Here is a 25133-nt window from a genome sequence, read left to right as displayed (position 1 = left end):
TTTTATTAAATGTTATATTCATTTGCGGCAATGCAATTAGTTGCAAATGTTGTTTCTTTGCACCAAACTTTATCACAACGTAATGTATATTATTCTTAGCGGGGATTCCCGGCTTCCTATTACCGCGGCGGTATGTCGCGGTGTATTCATGTCTTTTATTTTTTTGTTAATTAGCTGCGGCGATGCAAAAGCACAGCGTTTTTTTAGGGATAACTATGATGATCCGACAAGTGGCATCGGTGTTAATATAGCCTATGATGCCCCGGTTGGTAATTTGCAGTACACTTATAAACCGGCAATTAATTATGGTTTAAACTATTACAAATTTGAAGATGATTTCACCATCACCGCTGGTATTGGTTACCGCATCTACAAGCCTAAGCAGGATGTTTTTTATTATGCTGTTGGGGATAACGATTATGGAACGATCACTTATTCTGATTTCAGGAGTTACATTGGGTACATTGGGGGAGCCTATAATATTGAAGTAGCCGAAGGTTTTAAATGTTTTGGAGGCTTTAACTTTGGTTTGTACATAACAAAATTCAGCTTGCATTCGGTTGATGCTTTGCGCGACGCCACAACGGTAATAGACGGCGAGCAGGAGATCTATATCGCTCCAAAGCTGGGCCTTGCAATTGATCTCAGCGATGATCTTCAATTGAATTTGCAGGGGGCCTATAACGTATTTGCCACTACCGGAAAAAAAAGATGGAATGATAGGGTGGGCACGATTTATTCATCATTCACAATTGGTTCGGGCATAATCTTTAAGTTTTAAGTATGAAAAAAATATATTATATACTGGTTTTTTTTGCAATGTATGCAGTTAACAGCTGCCAAAAAGGTCCTTATCCCTACATTACTGTAGACCAAGCCAAGCAAATAGACAGCGTGAGGCACCCCGCGGTGCAAAACGTTGCGTTTATATACAATAATGAAGTTTATTTTGTAGCTGATTTTCCGGGTAAGGCGCTGCGCATAACAAATTCGGGCGGGGGCAAAAAATTTGTAAAAAGCTCACATGATCATACTAAATTCGCATACTTAAGCAGCGGTAGTGTAATAGAAATAATCGACCGGACAGGTAAGGTTATAACTGCACTGACGAATTATAAGGACGTGCGAAATTTTGATTGGAGTGTAGATGATAAAACATTATACATAGTAAATGGCGAAGATATAGTTTTTTATGGCCCGGCTTTAAAGGTGCCTTCCATAACCTACGAGGGTGGATACTATGATTTTATATCGGCAGCGATTTCTGATAAAGGTGATTTTGCTTATATATTGAAAAAGTACAACTTTTCGGCGCTTGACCAATATGAAGTTGTGATTAAGCCCGCCAACGGCGGTACAATGAAGATATTTAAAGACGATAATAACGATTTCCCGATGGCATATATCAATTTCGCCGCCAACGGTAATGATATGATGCTTGGTTTCAGAGAGCTTCATTCCGGAACTGATGATCTGGACAAAGTTTATTTGTTTGATGGACTAAGTGCTTATCCTACTGTAAAAATCGGCGCTACCAGCTCACGGTATAGTACACCTGTTTATAATAGTAAGGTGCAGTATCTGCTTTGGGGTATTGATAACGATCAGGATAAGCATCAAATAGTGGCTACTTATCTGAAAGATGACGTACCTGATAACAATAAAATCCTTGCTGATTACGATGGGGTACAGTATCTCGATTGGAAATAAAGAAACGAGGATGCGGATTATTTTTGCGCCCTCGTTTTTCGTTACCTGAAGACATCTTTAGCCTGTAAACAGTAAACTGGGATGGCAGTTTGGTTGCCTCAGATAACTCGCATTACCACTGGAACACAAAAAATGCCGCTGCAAAATCTGAAACGGCATTAATAGGTTTGATGTAAATTTGGCTACTACAAGTTTTTACCAAGCTTATCCAGTATATCCTGCGGTACTTTTTCAAGATCGAGTACCAGGAAACCGTCAAGGCAGTCGGCAAATTTAGGGTCGATGTTGAAGCTGATGATCTTAGCGTTAAGGGCAATGTATTGACGGAGCAGTACAGGTACTTTCATATTGCGGGTTTCTACTTCCGATATCAGGTTGTCGAGACCTTTAAAGCTGTCTTCACCGGCCATAAGCAGGTCGGTATCAATTTTGGCAAAATCAACCTTGAATTTTTTGCGTGGTTTAACATACTGCGCCATTTCATGGTCAAAGTGGTTGCGGTTAATATAATCGACAATAAGCGATTTGGAAAACTTAGAAAAGGAGTTACTGATACTTACCGGGCCTATCAGGTAGCGATACCTGGGGTTATCTATCAGGAATTTAAGGATGCCTTTCCAAAGTAAAAACAGCGGAAGCGGTTTAGTCTGGTATTCTTTGCGGATCCATGAGCGGCCCAGTTCAAGGCTGCGTCGTAACACTGGTATAAACTGGGTTTTAAGTTTAAACAGCTCATTTACGTAAAAGCCCTTTTTGCCTACGCTGTAAAATATCTCGTCGCCCAAACCAATGCGGTAAGCGCCTACAATCCGTTTGGCTTCAAAATCCCAGATGAACAGGTGATGATAATAAATATCATATTCATCAAGGTCGATAGCTTTGTTTGTACCTTCACCAACCTCGCGGAAAGTGATCTCGCGTAGCCTGCCTATTTCCCGTATCACATTAGGGATGGTTGACGTCGGAACGATGAACACCTCGTAGTTCTTCTCAGTCCAAACTTTATAGGTTTCGCGCAGCGGTTCAATTTCTTTCTCAAGAATGGCGCTATCTATTTCAGGAGAAACCTCTTCGGCTTCGCGTTTAATTTTAAACAGGTTTCGCGGGTTGAAGATCTTTTTTTCCTCTTCCAAACCTGTGCCTAAAGCATAGGTACGGGCGCGTAAAAAGTTGAGCAGTTTGGCACTGTTGGTATAGTCGGGGATATCGGTCACATTAATGGGTTTCCCAATGCGCAGCTTAATAGTATGCCCATGTTTGTTAAATAACTCTGACGGTAATTTTGCCGTACGCAGGGTAGGGTGCAGCAAGCTAAGAAAGTTAAATAACAGGCCATTATTGCCGTGGAAATAAATAGGCACCACCGGGACTTTGGCTTTGGCAATGATCTTACCTACAACCGGGTGCCACATACGGTCGGTCACCTGTTTTTGTTCTACCTTAAAGGTTGATACCTCGCCGGCCGGGAAAATACCTATCGGGGTGCCCTGGTTTAACAGCTCAAGGGTGTTTTTTAGGCCGCTTATGCTTGATGAATGTTCAACATTTTCAAAAGGGTTTACCGCTATAAAATAGTCGGCAAGGTTGGGGATTTTTTTAAGCAGGAAGTTGGCCATCAGCTTTGAATCGGGGCGGGCCATGCACAGAACTTTTAATAACACCATACCCTCAATACCTCCGTAAGGGTGATTGGCAATAGCTATAAAGGCTCCGTCTTTAGGTATGTTACGGAGCTCACGCTCATCAAACTCAACATCAATACCACAACCTTCTAATATGGCATCAACAAAGTCGGGGCCTTGCTTGGGCTGTGCCTGGGCAAACAGGTCATTAACCTGGTTTATTTTCATTAGCTCCATCAATAAAGCGGCCAGGCCCGGCATTTTCAACTTATCCAGTTTGGTGGCTTTGGCAAACTCTTCGGTGGTTATAACTTTCATTGTTTTTTATAGCAGTATGTTTTAACAAATAAATATCCTAAATTTTTATTTAATTTAACGCCTGGAACATATCATAAATGAGGCCGCAAATTAAAAACTACCTGTCTGTCACAAAAAAAGAGTGGAACGGAATGGTAGTGTTGATTATTTTAATTGCAATGGTTTTGCTGACCCCTTATTTGTTTCAGGCAAACCACAAAGATAATATAATAAATTTTAAGGCTTTTGATAAAGCGGTAACCGATTCCGATAAAACGGGCGATATCCCGGCAAAGGATGAAGTTTTTGCGGGTAATCGCAATGTCCGTTCTGCTACACTCTTTCAATTTAATCCCAATAACTTACCTCTTGCAGGTTGGATAAAGCTTGGCCTTACTGAACATCAGGCAGAGGTAATTAAACATTACGAGCAAAACGGCGGACGATTTTATACCAAAGGCGATGTGCAGAAAATGTACAGCGTTAGCCCGGCAGAATATAAAATCCTTGAACCGTATATTAACCTGCCCGATGGGGCTGCTTATCACACAAAAAAAGTTAAACCGGGAGAAGCAATAGAAATTAATACCGCCGACTCGGCGAGGCTTACCATGATCCATGGGATTGGCCCTGCATTTGCCCGGCGTATCGTACATTATCGCGAACGGGTTGGCGGCTTTTATAATAAGGAACAGTTAAAAGAGGTTTATGGCATCGACGAACAAAAGTATAACCAGATCAAGGCTGATATTGCTGTTGATGGTAGGCATGTTATTAAAGTGAATATTAACACAGCTACTTTTAATGAGCTTAAGCGCTTTCCCTATCTCAGTTACAAACAAATGGATGCTATTGTAGCTTATCGCGATGAGCACGGTAACTATAGTGCCCTGAACGACCTGAAAAATATTGCAATACTTAATGACGGAATTTTGCGTAAAATTGGGCCTTATTTAGTTTTCAAATGATAGCCCAGCAAATTAAAGCAGCCATAAGGGATATTCCCGATTTCCCGAAACCGGGAATTGTTTTTAAAGATATCACGCCCATACTGAAAGACCCCGGATTATGCGAAAGCATCATCGATGCTTTTGTTGAACAATTGCAGGGAACCCGGATTGATGCGGTGGCCGGTATCGAAAGCAGGGGCTTCCTGTTTGGGCTTACGCTTGCAACCAAATTAGGGGTGCCGTTTGTACCCGTGCGCAAAGCAGGTAAGCTGCCTTTCACTATAAAACAAAAAGCTTATAAGCTGGAGTACGGCACCGCCACCATCGAGCTGCATACCGATGCCTTTGAACCCGGTCAACATATATTACTTCATGACGATTTGCTGGCTACCGGTGGTACAGTAACTGCGGCCAGCGAGCTTATCAAGGAAATGGGCGGTATAGTTTCCGGTTTTTCCTTTGTAGTGGGGCTTGGTTTTTTGACTGGTAAAGAAAGGATTACGCCTATTTGTGATAAGCTGATAGTGCTGGCGGATTATTAAGCCGTAACAAAATGGGGTATCCATTTTGTTGATTCTTTGTCGGAGGGCATGGACAACGATTGTCCTGCTTACAGTTGCGGGCCTGTGCGGGGGCGCGTTAGATTGCAGTGAAAAGCCCGCAGTGCGCGGAGGCTTTTGCAATGGGAACGGGAGGACTTGCAACGGAAAGCCCGGGCCGCAGGCAACGCCCATGTTATAAAGTCAATCGAAATAACACGCTCAATAATCAGTGACTTACAAATTGTAATTATCAATAAGCCAAACTAAAAAGCCTGCTCTTGTAAGTAGGGATTACTTTGCCGTTCCTCAACTTCTTTATTTGTTTTCAAACTAACAGTAAGGATTATTTCTGCAACGTTTGATATTTATTCCCATTCGCAGGGTCGAGCTTTAAAAATAGGTTCATGGCGGTTAACCGTTCCTGGTTATCGGCCTTGCTATAAATGGAAACCAGTTCATCACTTTTTGCTGTGTAAAATATAAGCGGAAGCATCGCGCCCACACGTTGCCGGTCTATTTGCTGTAGTAAAGGTAGCAGGGCATCAATAGCTTTGCGACCTTTGCTCACATTATCGGCCATCAGATCGAGGCCGTTGCGGTGATAATCATACAAAAAGCTGCGCAGCGGATTATATAGTTTATTATTCAGGTTTTCGGATAACCAGTAACGGTTTACATTGCCATCAAAGGCTTTCCAGCCACCGTATGATGATGTTTGCGCATTGGTTACGATGGTCTGTGCAGCTAAAAAATATGGCGTGCCTCCAAACTTTGAAAACGTGTCATAATCAAGGCCGATAATAATGTTGGCGTAAAAAGCCATGATCGAACTTAAATTTCCCTGAAAATTTTGATCGGTATAGTCAATGGTCTGACCCTCGGTATAACTAAAGCTAATATCTTTATCATTAAGATTTAACAGGGTGGAGGTGTATGATGTGCCATAAACCGGCCGGGATGATTGTACCTGCAGTTCGCCGGTAAAATTACTGCTGCCATCCCAGTTGGTAATGTTCAGCACAAAATTGCAATCTATTCTCTCCTGCGGCAAAATTGGATCAGCACTCCATTTGCGGCCGTTCAGGAAATCCTTCATGGCAGTTTCCAACGTTTGAAAAACGCGCTTATTCGCAACCTGTATCTTGGGCGATAACACTTGTATACGTGCATTCAGGTCCTGGGCTACAGTTCGGCAGCAAAGAAACATCAGCAAAGTACAAAGCAGCAATTTTTTCATCCGTTTATCAGTTGGGCAACTCTATTGCAAATATCGCGGGCTACCGCTTCCTTGCTTTTCAGGTCGAAAGTAGTTTTCTTAAGCTCACGATCAATAATGGTTATTTTATTGGTATCGCCTGCAAAACCGGCACCCGCGTCATTGAGCGAATTTAGTACAATAAAGTCGAGATTTTTCTTTTGCAGCTTGGTTATCGCGTTCATTTCCTCATCGTTGGTTTCCAAAGCAAAACCAACCAATATTTGTCCTTCGCGCTTAGCCTCGCCAAGAGTTTTTAATATGTCAGTGGTTTTCTTCAATTCTATGCGGAGATCGTCGTCTCTTTTCTTGATCTTTTGAGTGGCAACATCAGCCGGGGTATAATCGGCAACGGCAGCGCTCATAATGCAAGCCTTCGCATCGCCATAAGCGGTTAAGCAGGCCTCTAACATTTGTGCCGCCGAAATAACATTAACCCGTTTTATATTTTGCTGCTTGCTGATTTGCGCAGTAGGACCGGTCACTAAAGTAACTTCGGCCCCCATCAAAGCCAGTTCATCTGCGATAGCAAACCCCATTTTGCCCGACGAATGGTTGCCGATAAACCGTACAGGGTCTATAGCCTCGTAAGTAGGCCCGGCGGTTACCAGTATTTTATGACCGGCTAAAGGGAGTTTTTTTTTTGATTCCGCTTCCAGGAAATCAACAATTTCTTCAGGTTCGGCCATCCGGCCTTCACCATGCAAACCGCTGGCAAGTTCGCCGTTACCGGGCGGAATCATGATGTTATCAAATGATTGCAGCCTGCTTACGTTTTGGCGGGTAGCCTGGTGCAGCCACATATCCAGGTCCATAGCCGGAGCAAAATAAACCGGGCATTTTGCCGAAAGATATACCGCGCTAAGCAGGTTATCGCAAAGGCCGTTAGCCATTTTAGCAATGGTGTTGGCCGTGGCGGGGGCAATAACCATCATATCAGCCCAAAGCCCAAGTTCAACATGGTTGTTCCATTCGCCGGTATCAGCCTTAAAATAATCAACCAGCGCCGGGTTTTTTGAAAGCGTTGAGAGTGTAAGCGGTGTAATAAAGTTGGCGGCATCGGCAGTCATCACCACTTTAACGTTAGCGCCGGCTTTAACCAGCAGCCTAACCAGCAGTGCCGATTTGTAGGCTGCAATACTGCCGCAAACTCCTAAAACAATGTTTTTGTCTTTAAGCATAAGCTCAGATCCGCCAATAGGCGAAAGGATAAATATAGGCTAAAATAGAAAAAACTCCCGATAGGGGAGTTTTTCACGATATAAATAAATTTCCGAAGCTGCTTTTTTAGGAGCCGGGAGACTAAACTTCTTTAGTTGGGTTACGGTAGTATACTTTACCATCTAAAAATTCCTGAACGGCAACTAATGACGGTTTAGGTAATTTTTCGTAGTATTTTGAAATTTCAATTTGCTCACGGTTTTCAAACACTTCTTCAAGGTTATCATTTGATGATGCAAATTCAGAAAGTTTCTGGTGAAGCTCTTCTTTAATGTTGTTCGAGATCTGGTTTGCCCTTTTTGACATAATCACAAGCGACTCATAGATGTTCTCTGTTTTGGTATCCAGCTCGCGTAAATCGCGGGTTACAGTGCTGCTGGCTGCTGCTGGTTTATTACTGTTGTTAGCTGTCATATCTTAATTTAAACTCTTTAATATATCTTAATTAATATGGTATTTTTTGCGGCTGATTTTTTTCAGATGGCGATGTTGTTGTTACGGTATCTTTCTTTAAAAGTTTCTTTGCGGTTTTTTCATTGCTCATTGCTTCGGCAATTAAACGCTGCGCCTGTTTTATGCCCTGCTGGCTGTCTTTTATATATGCCTGAGTTTCGTGCAGGTATTTACTATTCGGATATTTTTCTGCAAACTGGTCGGCATAAGCTATGGCCTGGTTAAAACGGTCTTCCTGTTTGGTTTCAAAGCTATGGTAAGCATACTGATATTGCGCTTTAACAATAAGGTATTCCATTTCTTCGCCATATTTGGTATCAGGATAGTCGCGCAGTGCATTGTTGAACGCAATCACTGCCGATTGATAATCGCTGATGGTTAAATAAAGTTTGGCGTTGGCATAAGCTTTGGTTTCCAGTTTGTCACGCAGGTTCTGGATCAGCTTGCTGGCCTCGGCTACACGGTCGCTTTTGGGATAAAGGTTAATAAACAACTGCAAAGCGTCGATAGCTTTTAACGTATTGTCCTGGTCAAGCGAATATATCGGCGAATCAAGGTAGTAGCAATAAGCAGAGAAAAAGCGGCATTCCTCAGCCCTTGGGCTTGAAGGATAGGTATCGGCGAACGTTTTAAAATGATATCTTGCCGATGTATAATCTTTTTGTTTGTAATACGTAAACGCGTAGTAATAAAAGAGGTCTTCTGCCCCTTCACGGCCACGGTATCGCTCCACCAATACCTCAAATAAACCTAAAGCTTTGTTATAGTCCTTTTTATTATAGTACTTAATAGCTTCCTGGTATTTTTTAGCGTAATCGTTACTGGCTTTTAACTTTTCGTATTTGCTTTTACAACTGCCAAGCGTAATAATTACGATAGCTAAAACACTGGCTAATAACGTTAGTTGCTTTTTAAACATTCTGCAAAGATAGTTAATAATATAAATCAATCAATTTTTATTTAGCCGCTAATATATAACGAGGCTTTGGCTCGGTATCTATATATATAGTGTATTTAACATCTTTTAACTATTGTCGGGTTGGAAGGGTAAGCTTCCTGGATTAATACGATTAAAATGTCCGTTTCTTATATCGTGTATATGTTTTTTTGGGGTTTCATTAACCTGAGGGTTTTAAGGAGGAGAATTATAGTATGAACATTTGATTTGTAGAATAACTATGCATAGCTTAATGTTAATTTTTTGAGTGCAGGTTGAGACCTCGCAGTCTCTTAAGTTAATAGCCTTGGGTGGCAGTTTAACAATAGTGGAATTGAAGGCATATGTTATGAATTGATAAGTTACGCCAGAGGTACAAAAGGTTTGTAGATATCGAATTGATAAAATAATCTTTAGTGTGCCGGAGGTATGCAAGTCATTGTTGGGGGAGTTTCCGGCGGTTGTCTTCCTAAGTATATAGTAGAGTTGCAAATGGATAAGTTATCTATAGTCCCGATGTTGATGAGTCCTGATTTTTGTAAGTGTTAACTGCGGTGCTCAAAACAGCAAGCTGAATGAGGGCGTTGCCTTCGGCCGGGCTATTCGCTCATACGCCTGCAGGCATTACGCTCGTTGGCCGGTACCCGCTGCTATTCCTAACGCTGGTTTTCGAGGCTTGTATAAACTTTTTTGCCTGATGTATAGTATGTTAAGGAAACATTAAGGGAAATAGGTAGAAATAATTTGGAGAAGGCGTAAAAGTGGCTACCTTTGCAGCCCGCAAACGAGGAAGTGAGTTAGCGGGTTAGTACATTAAAAGGATAGAAAAGTAAAGGAAAAAAAAGATTAAAATCTTTTTGTGGGAATGAAAAAAAATCCACACCTTTGCAGCCCGCAAACGAGGAGAAGAAGAGAGAGAAGCGGGTCTGAAACTTTAAAAATAAATAAAAAAAAGTTTTGGAAATAAGAAAAGGTTTTCTACCTTTGCAGACCCAAACGGAAGGGTGCTTGAGAGAGCGAAAGAAGTTGAGGCTGAGCGAGTTCAGTCAATAAAAGAAGGGAGAAAGTTAACGATGGTTAATGAGTAAAACAAAAGAGCCGGAAGCGATTTTCGGGGAAACAAACTGACAAGTTAAGCAATGCGAATTGCGACGACATAATAGCTGATTCGGATGATGAAGCGAGCAAGTTCTTTTAAGAAATGGAAATCATGTAGCGTAACGGGAGGCGAAGTCTAACCAAGGTTAAACAAAGCTGAAGAGTTACAAAAAGAAGAGAGACTGTATAAAGATATATAATACAGATTCTATTAATTAATAATAGGGTCAGTGGTTAAACAAAACATTTTACAATGGAGAGTTTGATCCTGGCTCAGGATGAACGCTAGCGGCAGGCCTAATACATGCAAGTCGGACGGGATTTGGGAGCTTGCTCCTAATGAGAGTGGCGCACGGGTGCGTAACACGTATGTAACCTACCTTGATCAGGGGGATAGCCTCTCGAAAGAGAGATTAAGACCGCATAACATTATGATATGGCATCGTATTATAATCAAATATTTATAGGATCAAGATGGGCATGCGCAACATTAGCTAGTTGGTGTGGTAACGGCATACCAAGGCGACGATGTTTAGGGGATCTGAGAGGATGACCCCCCACACTGGTACTGAGACACGGACCAGACTCCTACGGGAGGCAGCAGTAAGGAATATTGGTCAATGGACGGAAGTCTGAACCAGCCATGCCGCGTGCAGGAAGACGGCCCTACGGGTTGTAAACTGCTTTTGCAGGGGAATAAACCCCGGTTCGTGAACCGGGTTGAATGTACCTTGAGAATAAGGATCGGCTAACTCCGTGCCAGCAGCCGCGGTAATACGGAGGATCCAAGCGTTATCCGGATTTATTGGGTTTAAAGGGTGCGTAGGCGGCTTTTTAAGTCAGGGGTGAAAGACGGTAGCTCAACTATCGCAGTGCCCTTGATACTGAAGAGCTTGAATGTACTTGAGGTAGGCGGAATGTGACAAGTAGCGGTGAAATGCATAGATATGTCACAGAACACCAATTGCGAAGGCAGCTTACTAAAGTATGATTGACGCTGAGGCACGAAAGCGTGGGGATCAAACAGGATTAGATACCCTGGTAGTCCACGCCCTAAACGATGAACACTCGATGTTGGCGATATACGGTCAGCGTCTAAGCGAAAGCGTTAAGTGTTCCACCTGGGGAGTACGCCCGCAAGGGTGAAACTCAAAGGAATTGACGGGGGCCCGCACAAGCGGAGGAGCATGTGGTTTAATTCGATGATACGCGAGGAACCTTACCCGGGCTTGAAAGTTAGTGAATGTGACAGAGACGTCACAGTTCTTCGGAACACGAAACTAGGTGCTGCATGGCTGTCGTCAGCTCGTGCCGTGAGGTGTTGGGTTAAGTCCCGCAACGAGCGCAACCCCTATGTTTAGTTGCCAGCATTTAAGGTGGGGACTCTAAACAGACTGCCTATGCAAATAGAGAGGAAGGAGGGGACGACGTCAAGTCATCATGGCCCTTACGTCCGGGGCTACACACGTGCTACAATGGATGGTACAGAGGGCAGCTACCTGGCAACAGGATGCCAATCTCATAAAGCCATTCACAGTTCGGATCGGGGTCTGCAACTCGACCCCGTGAAGTTGGATTCGCTAGTAATCGCGTATCAGCAATGACGCGGTGAATACGTTCCCGGGCCTTGTACACACCGCCCGTCAAGCCATGGAAGCTGGAAGTGCCTGAAGTGCGTAACCGCAAGGAGCGTCCTAGGGTAAAGTCGGTAACTGGGGCTAAGTCGTAACAAGGTAGCCGTACCGGAAGGTGTGGCTGGAATACCTCCTTTCTGGAGCAGTATCTCTGAGTAATTCGGAACTGTTACCTACATGATATTTCTTAAAACACAAAAAAAAGACAAAAGGAAACCCAGAAGATGAAGCCATCTGTGGAATGTGTAAACGAAAGTAAGCACAGGACAAGTGGCAGTAAGCAGTGGCAGCAGCAGTAGGCAGAAAAGTCCTGCAAACTGCAACTGATAACTGCAACTAAAAACAAATAGTCCTGTAGCTCAGCTTGGTTAGAGCACTACACTGATAATGTAGGGGTCAGCAGTTCAAATCTGCTCGGGACTACAACAAGGCAATTAGCGAGTTAAGGAATTAGTGAGTTAGTGAATTGAAAAGCAATCACTAATTCAATAAATCACCAAATCACTAATTAATTTATCCTTCGGGGGATTAGCTCAGCTGGCTAGAGCACCTGCCTTGCACGCAGGGGGTCAACGGTTCGAATCCGTTATTCTCCACCAAGTATTCTACAGTAACTATAATATAGGTTACGCTACAGATGAAAACTAACGTTCTTTGACATATTGGAAGAAGTAATTGAAAACAAGAGAAAACAACAGATAGGAAGTTGTTTGATTGAGAACCAAGATTACAAGAATAAAGAAACAAGAGTAATCTTGCTTCCTGACTCCTGAACTCTTGACTCTGTCGAACGACGGACTAAAATAAAGACATACCTTGCGGCGCAAAAGGCGCAAGAGTAGAAGAAAGTAAGAAAGGGTACACGGGGGATGCCTTGGCTCTCAGAGGCGAAGAAGGACGTGATAAGCTGCGATAAGCTGCGGGGATTAGCAAATATGAATTGATCCGCAGATTTCCGAATGGGGAAACCTAGTTATTTGAAGAATAACTGCATAAATGCGCTAACCTGCCGAACTGAAACATCTAAGTAAGCAGAGGAAGAGAAAACAATAGTGATTTCCAGAGTAGTGGCGAGCGAAATGGAAGAAGCCCAAACCTGTTATGTTACGGCATAGCAGGGGTTGTAGGACCACAACATGAATATTAAATAGAACCGGAAGGGGGTGGGAAACCCTGCCATAGAGCATGAGAGCTGCGTACGGGTAATAGATAATAGGATAGTGGTATCCTGAGTACCGCGAGGTCGGAGACGCCTTGTGGGAATTTGCCGGCACCATCCGGTAAGGCTAAATACTCCTGAGAGACCGATAGTGAACCAGTACCGTGAGGGAAAGGTGAAAAGAACCCCGAACAGGGGAGTGAAATAGAACCTGAAACCGTGTACTTACAAGCGGTCGGAGCCTGGTAACGGGTGACGGCGTGCCTTTTGCATAATGAGCCTACGAGTTACTCTTCCCTGGCAAGGTTAAGTGTTTAAGACACGGATCCGAAGCGAAAGCGAGTCTGAAAAGGGCGTATAGTCAGGGGAGGTAGACGCGAAACCTTGTGATCTACCCATGGGCAGGTTGAAGGTGCCGTAACAGGTACTGGAGGACCGAACCGATAAACGTTGAAAAGTTTCCGGATGACTTGTGGGTAGGGGTGAAAGGCTAATCAAACTGGGAAATAGCTCGTACTCCCCGAAATGTTTTTAGGAACAGCCTGGCGGTTGAGTTATAAAGAGGTAGAGCTACTAATTGGGTGCGGGGGAGTCAAATCCTACCAAATCCAGATAAACTCCGAATGCTTTATAATATACGCTGGAGTGAGGCTATGGGTGCTAAGGTCCATGGCCGAGAGGGAAAGAACCCAGACCATCAGCTAAGGTCCCTAAATTATTGCTAAGTTGAACTAACGAGGTCCGATTGCACAGACAGCTAGGATGTTGGCTTGGAAGCAGCCATTCATTTAAAGAGTGCGTAACAGCTCACTAGTCGAGCGATCGGGCATGGATAATAAACGGGCATCAAGCAGTATACCGAAGCTATGGATTCACAGTAATGTGACTGGTAGGGGAGCATTCTATTTGTCGGAGAAGCAGGAAGGTAACTGACTGTGGAGGGAATAGAAAAGCAAATGTAGGCATAAGTAACGATAAGGCGGGAGAGAAACCCGCCCACCGAAAGACTAAGGTTTCCTGATCAACGCTAATCGGATCAGGGTTAGTCGGGGCCTAAGGTGAAGCCGACAGGCGTAGCCGATGGACAACTGGTTAATATTCCAGTACTTTTTATTACTGCGATGCGGTGACGGAGTAGTGACACTGACGCGAACTGACGGAATAGTTCGTTAAAGGCTGTAGGTATAGAGTTTGTAGTTAAGTACGCAGACTTTGCTGAAAGCTGATAGTACACCGAATCTTCGGACAAGGTGATAGTTCAGGTAATCAGACTTCCAAGAAAACCCGCTAAGCTTCAGGTAATAAAAACCCGTACCGTAAACCGACACAGGTAGTCGAGGAGAGAATCCTAAGGTGCTCGAGTGAATCATGGCTAAGGAACTCGGCAAAATGGCCCTGTAACTTCGGGAGAAGGGGCGCTGGCAGCAATGTCAGCCGCAGTGAAAAGGCCCAGGCGACTGTTTAACAAAAACACATGGCTATGCAAAATCGCAAGATGACGTATATGGCCTGACACCTGCCCGGTGCTGGAAGGTTAAGAGGGGATGTTAGTCGCAAGGCGAAGCATTGAATCGAAGCCCCAGTAAACGGCGGCCGTAACTATAACGGTCCTAAGGTAGCGAAATTCCTTGTCGGGTAAGTTCCGACCTGCACGAATGGTGTAACGATCTGGGCGCTGTCTCAGCCATGAGCTCGGTGAAATTGTGGTATCGGTGAAGACGCCGGTTACCCGCAACGGGACGGAAAGACCCCATGCACCTTCACTATAGCTTAACATTGATATCGGATACAGGATGTGTAGGATAGGTGGGAGACTGTGATCCGGCTTCGCTAGGAGTCGGTTAGTCAACGTTGAAATACCACCCTTTCTGTATTTGGTGTCTAACTCTACAAAGTGGAGAACATTGTTTGGCGGGTAGTTTGACTGGGGTGGTCGCCTCCAAAAAGGTAACGGAGGCTTTCAAAGGTAAGCTCAGTACGCTTGGTAACCGTACGCGGAGTGCAATAGCATAAGCTTGCTTGACAGTGAGACAGACAAGTCGAGCTGGGTCGAAAGACGGATATAGTGATCCGGTGGTTCTGCATGGAAGGGCCATCGCTCAAAGGATAAAAGGTACGCTGGGGATAACAGGCTGATCTCCCCCAAGAGCTCATATCGACGGGGAGGTTTGGCACCTCGATGTCGGCTCGTCACATCCTGGGGCTGGAGAAGGTCCCAAGGGTTGAGCTGTTCGCTCATTAAAGTGGCACGCGAGCTGGGTTCAGAACGTCGCGAGACAGTTCGGTCCCTATCTGTTGTGGGCGCAGGAAGTTTGAGTGGGGCTGACCTTAGTACGAGAGGACCGGGTTGGACTAACCTCTGGTGAATCTGTTATGCCGCCAGGTGTACTGCAGAGTAGCTACGTTGGGAATAGATAAGCGCTGAAAGCATCTAAGTGCGAAACTAGCCACAAGATGAGACTTCCATTGAGGGTCGTAGGAGACTACTACGTTGATAGGTTACAGGTATAAAGGTGGTGACATCATAGCCGAGTAATACTAATTGCCCGAAGCTTTCTTCAGATAGAAAAAAGGGTTGATAGTAATTGGATCATAGTTCATAGTAATATGGAGCGATGAACCATGAACTATCAACCACAAACAAACAACAATGCTGTTGTTTTCTCTACATTCAATTCCTTCTTTCAATAATATGTCATTTATGAGGCTGAAAGGCCAAAGGATAAAGGCGAAAGGTAAGAAACCTTTAACCTTTTACCTTTAAGCTTTCACCTTAATAAAAAGAAATTCAGGTGCCTATATCGGCGGTGTCTACCTCTTCCCATTCCGAACAGAGAAGTCAAGCCCGCCAGAGCCGATGGTACTGCGGTAAAACGTGGGAGAGTAGGTCGGTGCCACCCTTTATCACCTTCAATGGTGCTACATCGCAAAAGCCTTAGTTAATTACTAAGGCTTTTTTGCGTTTAAAGGACTTTTTCATAAGCCTATCGTACTTTCCATAGCGCGCTTCAGCGGCAACAAAAAATACAAGTTAATACACATACTTTTTATTGTGGTAATAATAACTTACGATGATTTTTTTATGTTTGCGCTTCCAAAAATAGCCCCATGGAATTTGAAAAATTAGCAGCCCAAATTAAAGCAGAAATAGCAAAACTGGATACCACGCCCGAGCTTGATAAAATCAACAGGGCTTTTGACGAGAAGATCCGCAAGGTGGAGGAAGCCCGCCGTGAGAAGCTGGCTACCGTGCCCGACAACGCCGTAGAACGCAAAAAACTCATCGCCGCGCTTGAAGCCCTTGGCGAAAAATATGTTGAACCGGCTAAGAAGAAAAGCAGGGAATAAGGGATTGGTTTTGTAGAAGAACTTAAAAGGTCTGCCAGGTTTGGCGGGCCTTTTTTGTTTGTTGGGGTGTCTGGTTGTGGGAGGCAATGATGGTTTCGGAGCATTAGCACTTACTTGTATTGTACTGTTCAATTTTTGAAAGTGTAAACACCTGGTGTTTTATAGTAAAAATGAACGCCTGATAATCAGTGTGTTATAAATTGGTAAGTCTGTTCAAAATCACGATTTGAACAAATTGTATTTGATAATCAGTTGTTTATGTAAATTGGTTTTTTAACGTTGAACACCCGGTTTTTAAAAATTGAACACTAACAAAATGCTGTCACCATTGGGGGGCTTTTTAGTGGGTAAATTTGAGTGCCTTTCATGATTGCCGGCGGGTTGGCGGCAAATAACGATGGATGTTTCGGGCTTTTGAGCTGCCGGACGGCGCGACAAATTATGGACCATACTGCAGAAAAACCCCTGGTTATTCAAATGATTCAAAATGAGGTGCGGGAAGCGGCGGCTAAGCTTGGGCGAAAGGGAGAGGTGATGATCTCCGACCCGGATGCGGTGGTTGAGTTGTTTGATATTTACCCGGCCAATGAGTGGATGGCCATGGAAACTGGACACGAAACGCCGCAAATGCTGTTTGGTAACTTCTGGCTGGAGGGCGAGCTGTGCATCCTGTTTGCCGATACCAATATGGGCAAAAGCCTGCTGGCGGTGCAGCTGGCCGACAGCATTACCCGGGGCGAACCCATTGCTCCCTTTACGCTTGGGGCCGAGGCCTCGCCGGTGTTGTATATTGATTTTGAACTTACGGGCAAGCAGTTTGAACAACGCTATACAGACGGTCAAAACCGTTACCAGTTTGCCACCGAGTTTTACCGCGGCGAATACAACCAGTTTAACCGTGCAAGCTCGCATTATCAAAAGCTGGACAGGTATGTGATTGAAGCTTTAACGCGGGGCATTAAGCGTACCGATGCCCGGGTGCTCATCATTGATAATATTACCTGCCTGCGCAACGGAACCGAGAGCGCCGGGGCTGCCCTGTTGCTGATGAAGGAACTGAAAAAGCTTAAAACCCGCCATGGCGTGAGTATCCTGGTATTGGCCCATACGCCTAAGCGTAACCCGCGGCTGCCGCTGAGCCGCAATGATTTGCAGGGGAGTAAAATGCTCATCAATTTTTGTGACAGCGCTTTTGCCATGGGCGAAAGCCACTTGATGCCCGGCCAGCGGTATTTAAAGCAAATTAAGCAGCGCAGCACTGCCGAAACTTATGGTGCCGACAATATATGCCTTGCCCAACTGGAGCGGCATCAGGGCTTTTTAAAGTTTGTTTTTACAGGCCATGACTGCGAGAAAAACCACCTGCGCGATGCCTCCAGGCAAGAACGCGAACGCATGCACCGGGAGGCTAAAAAATTAAGCGATGAAGGTTTAAGCCAGCGGCAGGTAGCAGAGCGGCTCGGGATGAGTGTGGGAAGTGTGAATAGGATGCTGAATAGCCGGCTGTAAACCTCCAGGTATGTATTAAGCTGGCGTACGCGTGTAGCGTGTGTCTTATCGGTTGTGTGATGATTCAGAGTTAGTATGCGAAGCACACGCGACACGCTTGCGCCAGCGAAGAGCCGGTTTGCTTAATTTACCTTGTCAGAGCAAGGGGAATTTCCTAATATTGATAATCTAAACTCAAATATATGTCCAAAAGTCGTAGCAATTCTGAAGTTGCTAAAAACGCACCCGAAATATCTCCAGAATTAAAAAAATGCTTTATAGTGACCCCAATCGGAGAACCTAACTCGGAAATTAATCAAAAAGCCTTTGGATTAATAAATGCCGTAATGCGACCCGCATTAGAGCTATTTTCTTATCAACCCATTGCGGCAAGCGATATTTCAACACCTGGTTCCATAAATAAACAAATAATAATCAGATTATACGAGGATGACTTAGTAATAGCTAATCTGACGGGCTTAAATCCTAATGTAATGTACGAACTTGCTGTTCGTCACGCAATAAGGAAACCGGTTATTATCATGGCTGAAAAAGGCACCAAACTACCTTTTGATTTGATAGATCAACGCTGTATCTTTTACGAAGATAGTTTGTATGGCGTTGAAAAAGCTAAAGAAACATTGTGTAACTTTTTGGGAGAAGTGTTGAAAGACTCGGATATTAATAATCCAATTTATGACAGCATTCAAGAACAACAAGTAATTAAGAAAATTGACATTAAAGACGATTTTAATAGCTATATTATTTCACGATTTGATAAACTTGAAAGGTTCATCGTTGAATCGCAATCTAATCGTAGCCCCAAATCTTTCTTTAATAATATTACTCGACCTTTTATCCGTATAGCAGTAAAGACTGGTGATGAGGACTCTGAAACAACAAAAGAAAAGATTTCAAAATTAAGTAACATGTATTTACCATATATAGAAGGTGTGACCAGTCCTACGAATGGGGAATTTTCGATTGTGTTAAACTCCAATAGACCCGTTGGGATTCTCGAGTCTATAAAGTCTCTTTTGCAAGAATTTAACTATGAATCTGACATACGTCGGATAATCATGGACTAATTATCATCATATGATCGGCGCGAGTATTCAGCTTAGGACAGAACGATGAGTACTTATGAAATATCAAATTGCAGTACCGCCAAGATTTTGCCTATGCTAACACCCACTCCTATCGGTTGGATAGTACATGTTAATTTAAAAAAAAGACATCTACGCTTGCGTACGCGCGTCGCGTGTGCTTAATATGCCAAGTATGTGACGGAATTTGACAGGATTCTTTTATTGTTGAATTGGTATTGGGGGAATAAGAGATTGCAAGTTTGGGGATGAGGTAACTTAGCAGTCGAGGCACAGGCTGTACTCATGGGCCAGTAAAGGGCTTAATAGAACTGATTAGGTAATTATTCACCAGTATAGATAATGTCAAAATAATATTTGTTTTTATTTAATTTATATATATAATTACGTGCTTATCACATAGTTTATGGAAAATGAAGGTTTAGCATTTCAGCCCCCAAACGATTTTTCAATAAAAGTTTATCCGACAAAGGAGCTTTTTATAACAATGCTCGTTAAGGATATCACTATTAGGGACGCTATTGGCGATTTGGTGGATAACTCTGTCGATGCCATTAAAAAAAATTCCGGTAATCCAAGTTCTCTTTCAAACTTCGAAATTCATATTGAGGCGAGTCAGAAATATTTTTCGATATCAGACAACGGAGGTGGTTTAGAAGTTAAAGTTGCGAAAGAATCGGCTTTTTGTTTTGGCAAACCTAAAAATTATGTTCAAGGAGTTCACACGATAGGCCAGTTTGGAATTGGAATGAAAAGGGCTTTTTTTAAATTAGGTAATTATGTCGATATCCATTCAGATGCATTAACGTCGTCCTTTGAAATGCATATAGATGTAGATATATGGAGAGAGAAAGAGGAATGGGATTTTACATTTGACAAATTTCAAGAACATATCAGTAATCCGATCGAGAAAACAAGGACATTAATTAGCGTATCTAAGTTAAATTCAGATGTTCAAGATCAATTTAATGATAAGCAATTCATGATAGATCTTAAAAATGAAATTGCTTTGGAACATATGTACTCGATTAATAGAGGCCTAAATATTTTTATTAATAATGAAAAGTTGGTCTCAAAAAATATTACATTAATCTATGACGAAGAAAAAGGTATAGTACCGGCATATTGGAAACATAGTTTTAAGAATACTCTGCAAGCAGAGATTTTAGCGGGTATATCTGATGATATTAATAAAGAGGGAGGCTGGTATGTTTTCTGTAACGAGAGGTTAATACTTGGACCCGATACTTCTGAAAAAACTGGCTGGACCGGAGCTAATGGCAACGAACTTCCGAAATATCATGATCAATATTTCCGATTTCGTGGATATGTATTTTTTAATGCAGATGACTCTTCTCTCTTGCCATGGAATACGACTAAAAATGGCATGAATATGGACTCTCCCGATTTTTTATATGTGAGAAATCAGATGATTATTATCGGCAAGCAGGTTAAAAAGATCATGGATGACATGAAAAAGGAAAGAGAGCGAGGAAACCCTGAATCGAAGCAGAATTTAAATAATGTGGTTAAAAGAGCCGCTGTAGTCCCAGTTGTTAAAGTGATGTCTAACAAGCAAAGTCTCCCAACTGTATATAAATATCCCGAAACTATTATTTCACCAGCTCCAAAAGCAAAAAAGGGGACTAAAATAACATTTTATAAACCAGACCCAATAGTACAGAAGGCAAAAAAGTATTTCGAAACAGATGACAAAGACGTTGCTGGAGAGTTAGCCTTTGATTATTTTTTTGAAAATGAAATAGAATAAGGTTTTATGGGCAAACAGATAAGCAGACCAAATTTTGAATCAATAAATTATACAATACGACCGGGTAAGAGTGTTGAACGTAAAATGCTTTGTGAAGCTTTTGCTCGTCTGTCGATTTTGGATAATATTAAAGACTATATCTATATTGGCTTTGGATCTACCTATTTTACAGATTTTAATTTGTTTCATAAAACATTAGGTATTTCAAAGCTAATAAGCATTGAGAAGGAGACAGACTTTGAAGATCGAATTAATTTTAATAAGCCTTATTCGTGCATTGATGTGAAATTCGGCGCGTCATCTGAAGTACTGCCAAGATTACCATGGAAAGATTGGACCCAAAAATCCATCATCTGGTTGGATTACACCCAACCGTTAATGAACTACATGTTAGGTGATATAAGAACGGTAATTTCTGAAGCAAAGCCTGGGAGCTTGGTTTTAATTTCAGTAAACATAAACCAAGATAAAAGGGATAGTAATGAAAATAAAGAAGGCGATAACGGTTTAACGAATAAACAATTAAGAATTAAGTATCTTGAAGATAGAGTAGGAAAAGAACATATTCCTCAGTATGCATATGGACTTAACTTAAACGTGGAAAATAATAAAAAGGTCATTCGTGAAATTATAAATAACATGATTGATTCTTCGCTTCTTTTAAGAAATGTGGATTGTGATGAGGAAGAAAAATTATCATACCTTCAGCTTTTTAATATTCACTATAAGGATGGTGCTGAAATGCTAACCGTAGGAGGAATTATTCATAATTCAACTCAAATGCAAAAAATAAATGAGATGAATTTTTCCAATCTTGAGTTTATAAGTTTTGATGATAAGTGTTTCAATATAGTTGTACCTAATCTTACTTTGAGAGAGGTTCATGCTTTGGATATGTTTCTTCCTTCAGTGGATAAAAAGTCTATTGAGTTACCCCTTTTTGAAGAAGACATAAAAAATTATTCTAAAATATATAGATATTTTCCAAATTTTACAGAAGCTAATTTATAACTACAGTAGATAATTTGCATATTGGATTTTAACGCCACGATTTTTTACCTTTGCGCTCCAAAATGGTAAAAAAGTATACAGTAATTGATCTATTCGCAGGAGCAGGCGGATTTGGCTTGGGGTTTTCAATGGCTTCTTTTAACTTGCTTTTGTCTTTAGAAAAAGATAAATGGGCGGTAGACACTTTAAGACATAACAATCCTGACCACTTAGTGATCCAAGATGATATAAGATCTTATAAGACTAACAATGAAATTTTAAATATCGTCAAATCTCCGCCTGATGTAATCATCGGAGGACCTCCCTGCCAAGGATTTAGTCTTGCCGGTCCATCAAAGGATCCAAAAGACCCTCGAAATTCACTATTTAGATATTTTGCCCGTTGGGTTAGTGTAATTCAACCCAAAGTCTTCGTTATGGAGAACGTTACAGGGTTACTGCATAGAAAAAATGCTAATGGCGATAAAGTATTAGATATAATACAAGCCGATTTCAGAAGTAAAGGTTATCATACTGAAGTCTGGCAACTCAACGCGGCTAACTACGGTGTTCCTCAATTGAGAAACCGTATTTTTATCGTAGGGAATTTATTTAATAAAAAGATTGGGGCTCCTCCACAAAGCCATTACACCACAGCCCCCATTAATGTTAACAATTTATTACCGGCAGTTACTGTTTGGGATGCAATTAGCGATTTGCCCAAAATTGAAGCAGGAGAAGGTATAGAATATATGCCTTACACTGAAAATTCAATAAGTACTTATCAGGAATGGGCAAGGCTAAATTCAGAATTGGTATCCAATCATGTTGCTATGAAACATACCAAAAGACTCATCAATAGATTTAAATCTATACAGGAGGGAACTGATAGAGATGAATTACCTGAAGAATTAAAAGTTCGTAAAAGAAATGGAAATGGGAAAATTTCAGAAATAAGTTATCAATCAAACTATAGACATTTAAAGCCTCAAGCAATTTCTTACACAATACCGGCATCCTTCTACTCAAATTTTATCCATCCAACGATTCCAAGAAATTTAACATCGAGAGAAGCTGCAAGGATTCAATCATTTCCTGATAACTACGTTTTTCAAGGTAAGCGAACGATGATTTCAAGCAAGCTTTTGAAGAAATTAGGAAAGGAAGACCTCGATCATCTTTCTCAATACAATCAAATTGGAAATGCTGTTCCTCCATTGTTGTCAAAAGCTATCGCAACCCATATTAGAGCATTTTTAAATGTAAACACATAATCCATTTTTGCTTCTTGCAACCTATACTTAGCCCACCAACTCCAAGCTACCTCCGCTGCTGCAAGCAAAACCTGTACATAGCAACTGACCACAAGGCACAGCATTGCGGTAGCAAAAAATCCTGCAATTATATCCGCGCCTTCCGGGCTTTGCGCCCCCGGCCGCGTTAGATTCTGTGTTGATATGCAAAAGTTATTTTTTATTTTTGAGTCTTAGGCAGCTTTATGTTAGCCTGTTTAGGGCAGTCCTTCAATTGAAGCGACTGCTCTAACTATTTTCGGATATGTGTGCATTCTGTTGAAGGTAGTCTTTTTCGAATGGTTTGTTGGTTTTGTATATAGTGTATACCATCTCCAATAATTTTCTTTGTACTGCTACAGTAGCTTTCATTTTCACGCTATTTCGGGATACGATCCGGACAAATATAGCTTTATATCTTTCTGAATGTCTTATGGCCGCTAATGCAGGTAAGTGCATGGCTTTTCGTAAATGCTTGTTCCCCCTTTTAGATATCTTGGGTTTGCCCTTAACGGATGAGCCGGATTCTTTTTCCCTGACATCCAGCCCGGCGTAACTGGTCAGCTGCTTTTTACTCCTGATCAGCTCAAAGCCGTTTGTTTCGGCTATGATCACAGTGGCCGTTAATAAGCCGACTCCAGGAATAGTGGTAATGGTAGCCAGTGTTTGTTTTAAATGTTTGTCCTGTGCTACAGCTGTTCTAATCTCAGTAAGTATTTCTTTAAGTTGTTCACCAATCATCTTTATCCTGTCCATCATTCTGCGGATAGTATCTTCCCCCGGAAAAGCTTCGGACTGTTCAGCATGTAGCTGGTTCTTGATCATGGTTCTTTCTGCAATAAGTTGTTCTCTTTCACGGGTTATCTGCCGCAGGGTCCTGAACACCCTTTTGGGTTGTACCCAGTTATCCAGTTTCTTTTCAAGTCCGAACATGGCTATGGCAAAAGACATTGATTTATCGGTAATTGTTTTGATCTCCAGTGTCTTGAAGAAGTTTGAGATCTTGTTGGGCATGACAATACTTACAGCATACCCTTTGCCGGCCAGATAATAAGCAAGGCGCTCGTGGTATACACCTGTGGCCTCCATTACATATCTTAATGGATATTGGGGGATGCTTTGCTTGTTTATCCATACTTCCAGGTTTGCAAATCCTTTTTCATTGTTTGGAAAAATCTTGTTCGCATAAACTGTTATAACTGCCTGCTCATCCATCTTGCCGATAGAAACCACCAGCTCTTTTTGAGCCACATCAATACCTACTACTTGTTTTAATAATCTGCTTGCCATTGATCAAAGTTTTTAACTGTTATAAGTGAAAACCTTTCTTCGTTTTTCCTCCTGTTGGTTATCCTGGATATACTGCCTGGTCGTATTCCTTACATTCTGTTCAAACTCAAAAAAGTAAAGGAGTGAGGCTATATCTAACGCTCAACATGCTCAAGGCTGTTTGGGATTGCTGTGCTCTCACTCTTTTCACTCATAAAATCATTACAATAATATTAGATGTAAACATAGGAGGGATTGCAGCGGAAAACCCACAGCCTTGCTCAGGCCTTGGCGAAGGGGCAAGGCGAGGATTTGCAGCGTAAAGCCCGGGCCGCAGGCAACGCCATTATTTGATTTCGGAATTGGGATTTTCGATTTCGGATTTAAGGCATTAAGAGACAGCTGTTATGCTGAGTGTTTAAATCCGTGGCTCTGAAGGTGAAATGATATCTCCACCACGTCATTGCTGAGTTACGAAGCAAACCCCAGCAGGCAGATAAAAGACTTTATTCTATAAACTTACATCGTCGCGCTCCTGGCCGCGCGGGGCCAGTTACGTTTTTCGCTATTGTTCATTTTTTAAGGTGCTCAAGAAGGCTCCGCCGTTTGTCGCCACAAAAGTAACCAAAAAGGCTTGCAGCAGAGAGGCTTCTTTGCGCGCAACCTGGCCCCATAGCCATCGGCGCGGCCTTTACCCTGCAAAACGAACAGAACCACGGGCTGCAATTATTTTGCCCCGATTCGCACGCTATGCCTCCGCTTCTGCAAAAACTTGCTATGCCCCTGCAGCCGCACCGCCCAGCATCGTTCTGCTCGTTTTCACCCGAAGCTGATCTGCTGCGAAAAAACACATTTTTTATCTTGTCATGGGTAGCTTGTCGAAACATAGTGGGTAGGGCCTCTGCGCGCGACCCTTCGACAAGCTCAGGCTGACAGGCCTTTGCACTCAGGTTGACAACATTAAAACGGGTGTCATGCTGAGGTTCTCGAA

The 25133-nt window shown here is 42.4% G+C and carries 16 protein-coding genes, 2 tRNA genes and 3 rRNA genes; 15 read left to right on the top strand and 6 right to left on the bottom strand.

Annotated features, from left to right (window positions below; all coding sequences use genetic code 11):
- Positions 1-82: 82 nt before the first annotated feature.
- Positions 83-781: a hypothetical protein gene (locus tag ABID99_RS21385; protein ID WP_373615059.1), complete on the top strand. Its 699-nt coding sequence runs from the start codon at positions 83-85 to the stop codon at positions 779-781.
- Positions 782-783: 2 nt separating this feature from the next.
- Positions 784-1710, top strand: a complete 927-nt coding sequence (locus tag ABID99_RS21380) for a hypothetical protein (RefSeq protein ID WP_373615058.1) — start codon at positions 784-786, stop codon at positions 1708-1710.
- A 185-nt stretch (positions 1711-1895) separates the two neighbouring features.
- Here the strand turns inward: ABID99_RS21380 and ABID99_RS21375 are convergent, their stop codons facing one another.
- Positions 1896-3650, bottom strand: coding sequence for a lysophospholipid acyltransferase family protein (locus ABID99_RS21375; RefSeq protein ID WP_090529750.1), 1755 nt, complete (start codon positions 3648-3650; stop codon positions 1896-1898).
- 77 nt (positions 3651-3727) lie between these two features.
- Here ABID99_RS21375 and ABID99_RS21370 point away from each other — a divergent pair, with 77 nt between their 5' ends.
- A complete protein-coding gene (locus tag ABID99_RS21370) occupies positions 3728-4597 on the top strand; it encodes a helix-hairpin-helix domain-containing protein (protein WP_373615057.1) in 870 nt (289 codons plus the stop codon).
- The gene (locus tag ABID99_RS21365) at positions 4594-5121 is read left to right on the top strand and encodes an adenine phosphoribosyltransferase (protein WP_373615056.1); all 528 of its coding nucleotides are present in this window, start codon (positions 4594-4596) and stop codon (positions 5119-5121) included. The genes ABID99_RS21370 and ABID99_RS21365 overlap by 4 nt, the downstream gene beginning before the upstream one ends.
- A gap of 343 nt (positions 5122-5464) precedes the next feature.
- On the opposite strand, the gene ABID99_RS21360 is transcribed toward ABID99_RS21365, so the two are convergent.
- The 4 genes from ABID99_RS21360 to ABID99_RS21345 all read right to left on the bottom strand — a co-directional run bounded on the left by ABID99_RS21360 (position 5465) and on the right by ABID99_RS21345 (position 8969).
- Entirely contained in the window at positions 5465-6358 is an 894-nt protein-coding gene (locus ABID99_RS21360; protein WP_090529741.1) for a DUF4835 family protein, read from the bottom strand.
- On the bottom strand, positions 6355-7557 hold the full coding sequence (coaBC, locus tag ABID99_RS21355; RefSeq protein WP_176625001.1) for a bifunctional phosphopantothenoylcysteine decarboxylase/phosphopantothenate--cysteine ligase CoaBC: 1203 nt from the start codon (positions 7555-7557) through the stop codon (positions 6355-6357). The genes ABID99_RS21360 and coaBC overlap by 4 nt, the downstream gene beginning before the upstream one ends.
- Before the next feature lie 121 nt (positions 7558-7678).
- The gene (locus tag ABID99_RS21350; RefSeq protein ID WP_090529735.1) at positions 7679-8011 is read right to left on the bottom strand and encodes a DNA-directed RNA polymerase subunit omega; all 333 of its coding nucleotides are present in this window, start codon (positions 8009-8011) and stop codon (positions 7679-7681) included.
- 31 nt (positions 8012-8042) lie between these two features.
- A complete protein-coding gene (locus ABID99_RS21345) occupies positions 8043-8969 on the bottom strand; it encodes an outer membrane protein assembly factor BamD (RefSeq protein ID WP_176624999.1) in 927 nt (308 codons plus the stop codon).
- A 1366-nt stretch (positions 8970-10335) separates the two neighbouring features.
- On the opposite strand from ABID99_RS21345, the gene ABID99_RS21340 reads away from it, so the two are divergent.
- The 11 genes from ABID99_RS21340 to ABID99_RS21290 all read left to right on the top strand — a co-directional run bounded on the left by ABID99_RS21340 (position 10336) and on the right by ABID99_RS21290 (position 22855).
- Positions 10336-11856, top strand: a 16S ribosomal RNA gene (locus ABID99_RS21340).
- A 211-nt stretch (positions 11857-12067) separates the two neighbouring features.
- A tRNA-Ile gene (locus ABID99_RS21335) sits at positions 12068-12142 on the top strand.
- A gap of 99 nt (positions 12143-12241) precedes the next feature.
- Positions 12242-12318 (top strand) — tRNA-Ala (locus ABID99_RS21330).
- A 242-nt stretch (positions 12319-12560) separates the two neighbouring features.
- Positions 12561-15440, top strand: a 23S ribosomal RNA gene (locus tag ABID99_RS21325).
- 226 nt (positions 15441-15666) lie between these two features.
- Positions 15667-15778: ribosomal RNA gene (rrf, locus tag ABID99_RS21320) — 5S ribosomal RNA — on the top strand.
- The 16S, 23S and 5S rRNA genes sit together here with 2 tRNA genes alongside, the layout of an rRNA operon.
- A 208-nt stretch (positions 15779-15986) precedes the next feature.
- Positions 15987-16226, top strand: a complete 240-nt coding sequence (locus ABID99_RS21315; protein WP_090535008.1) for a hypothetical protein — start codon at positions 15987-15989, stop codon at positions 16224-16226.
- 441 nt (positions 16227-16667) lie between these two features.
- Positions 16668-17735: an AAA family ATPase gene (locus tag ABID99_RS21310; protein WP_373615055.1), complete on the top strand. Its 1068-nt coding sequence runs from the start codon at positions 16668-16670 to the stop codon at positions 17733-17735.
- Between the two features lie 182 nt (positions 17736-17917).
- A complete protein-coding gene (locus tag ABID99_RS21305; RefSeq protein ID WP_373615054.1) occupies positions 17918-18802 on the top strand; it encodes a hypothetical protein in 885 nt (294 codons plus the stop codon).
- Between the two features lie 424 nt (positions 18803-19226).
- Positions 19227-20591 carry an ATP-binding protein gene (locus ABID99_RS21300; protein WP_373615053.1) on the top strand — a complete coding sequence of 455 codons (1365 nt, stop codon included), beginning with the start codon at positions 19227-19229 and terminating at the stop codon, positions 20589-20591.
- 6 nt (positions 20592-20597) lie between these two features.
- On the top strand, positions 20598-21602 hold the full coding sequence (locus ABID99_RS21295) for an O-methyltransferase (protein WP_373615052.1): 1005 nt from the start codon (positions 20598-20600) through the stop codon (positions 21600-21602).
- Between the two features lie 62 nt (positions 21603-21664).
- Positions 21665-22855, top strand: coding sequence for a DNA cytosine methyltransferase (locus tag ABID99_RS21290; protein WP_373615051.1), 1191 nt, complete (start codon positions 21665-21667; stop codon positions 22853-22855).
- Between the two features lie 267 nt (positions 22856-23122).
- Here ABID99_RS21290 and ABID99_RS21285 read toward each other — a convergent pair whose 3' ends face one another.
- Complete coding sequence (locus ABID99_RS21285) at positions 23123-24163, bottom strand: IS110 family transposase (protein ID WP_091169225.1); 1041 nt, start codon at positions 24161-24163, stop codon at positions 23123-23125.
- Positions 24164-25133 lie beyond the last annotated feature (970 nt).

This window comes from Mucilaginibacter sp. OAE612, assembly GCF_041806395.1.
Lineage (GTDB): Bacteria > Bacteroidota > Bacteroidia > Sphingobacteriales > Sphingobacteriaceae > Mucilaginibacter > Mucilaginibacter rubeus.
Note: the sequence above shows the minus strand (reverse complement) of the source record. Positions and strands in the feature narration are given on the sequence as shown.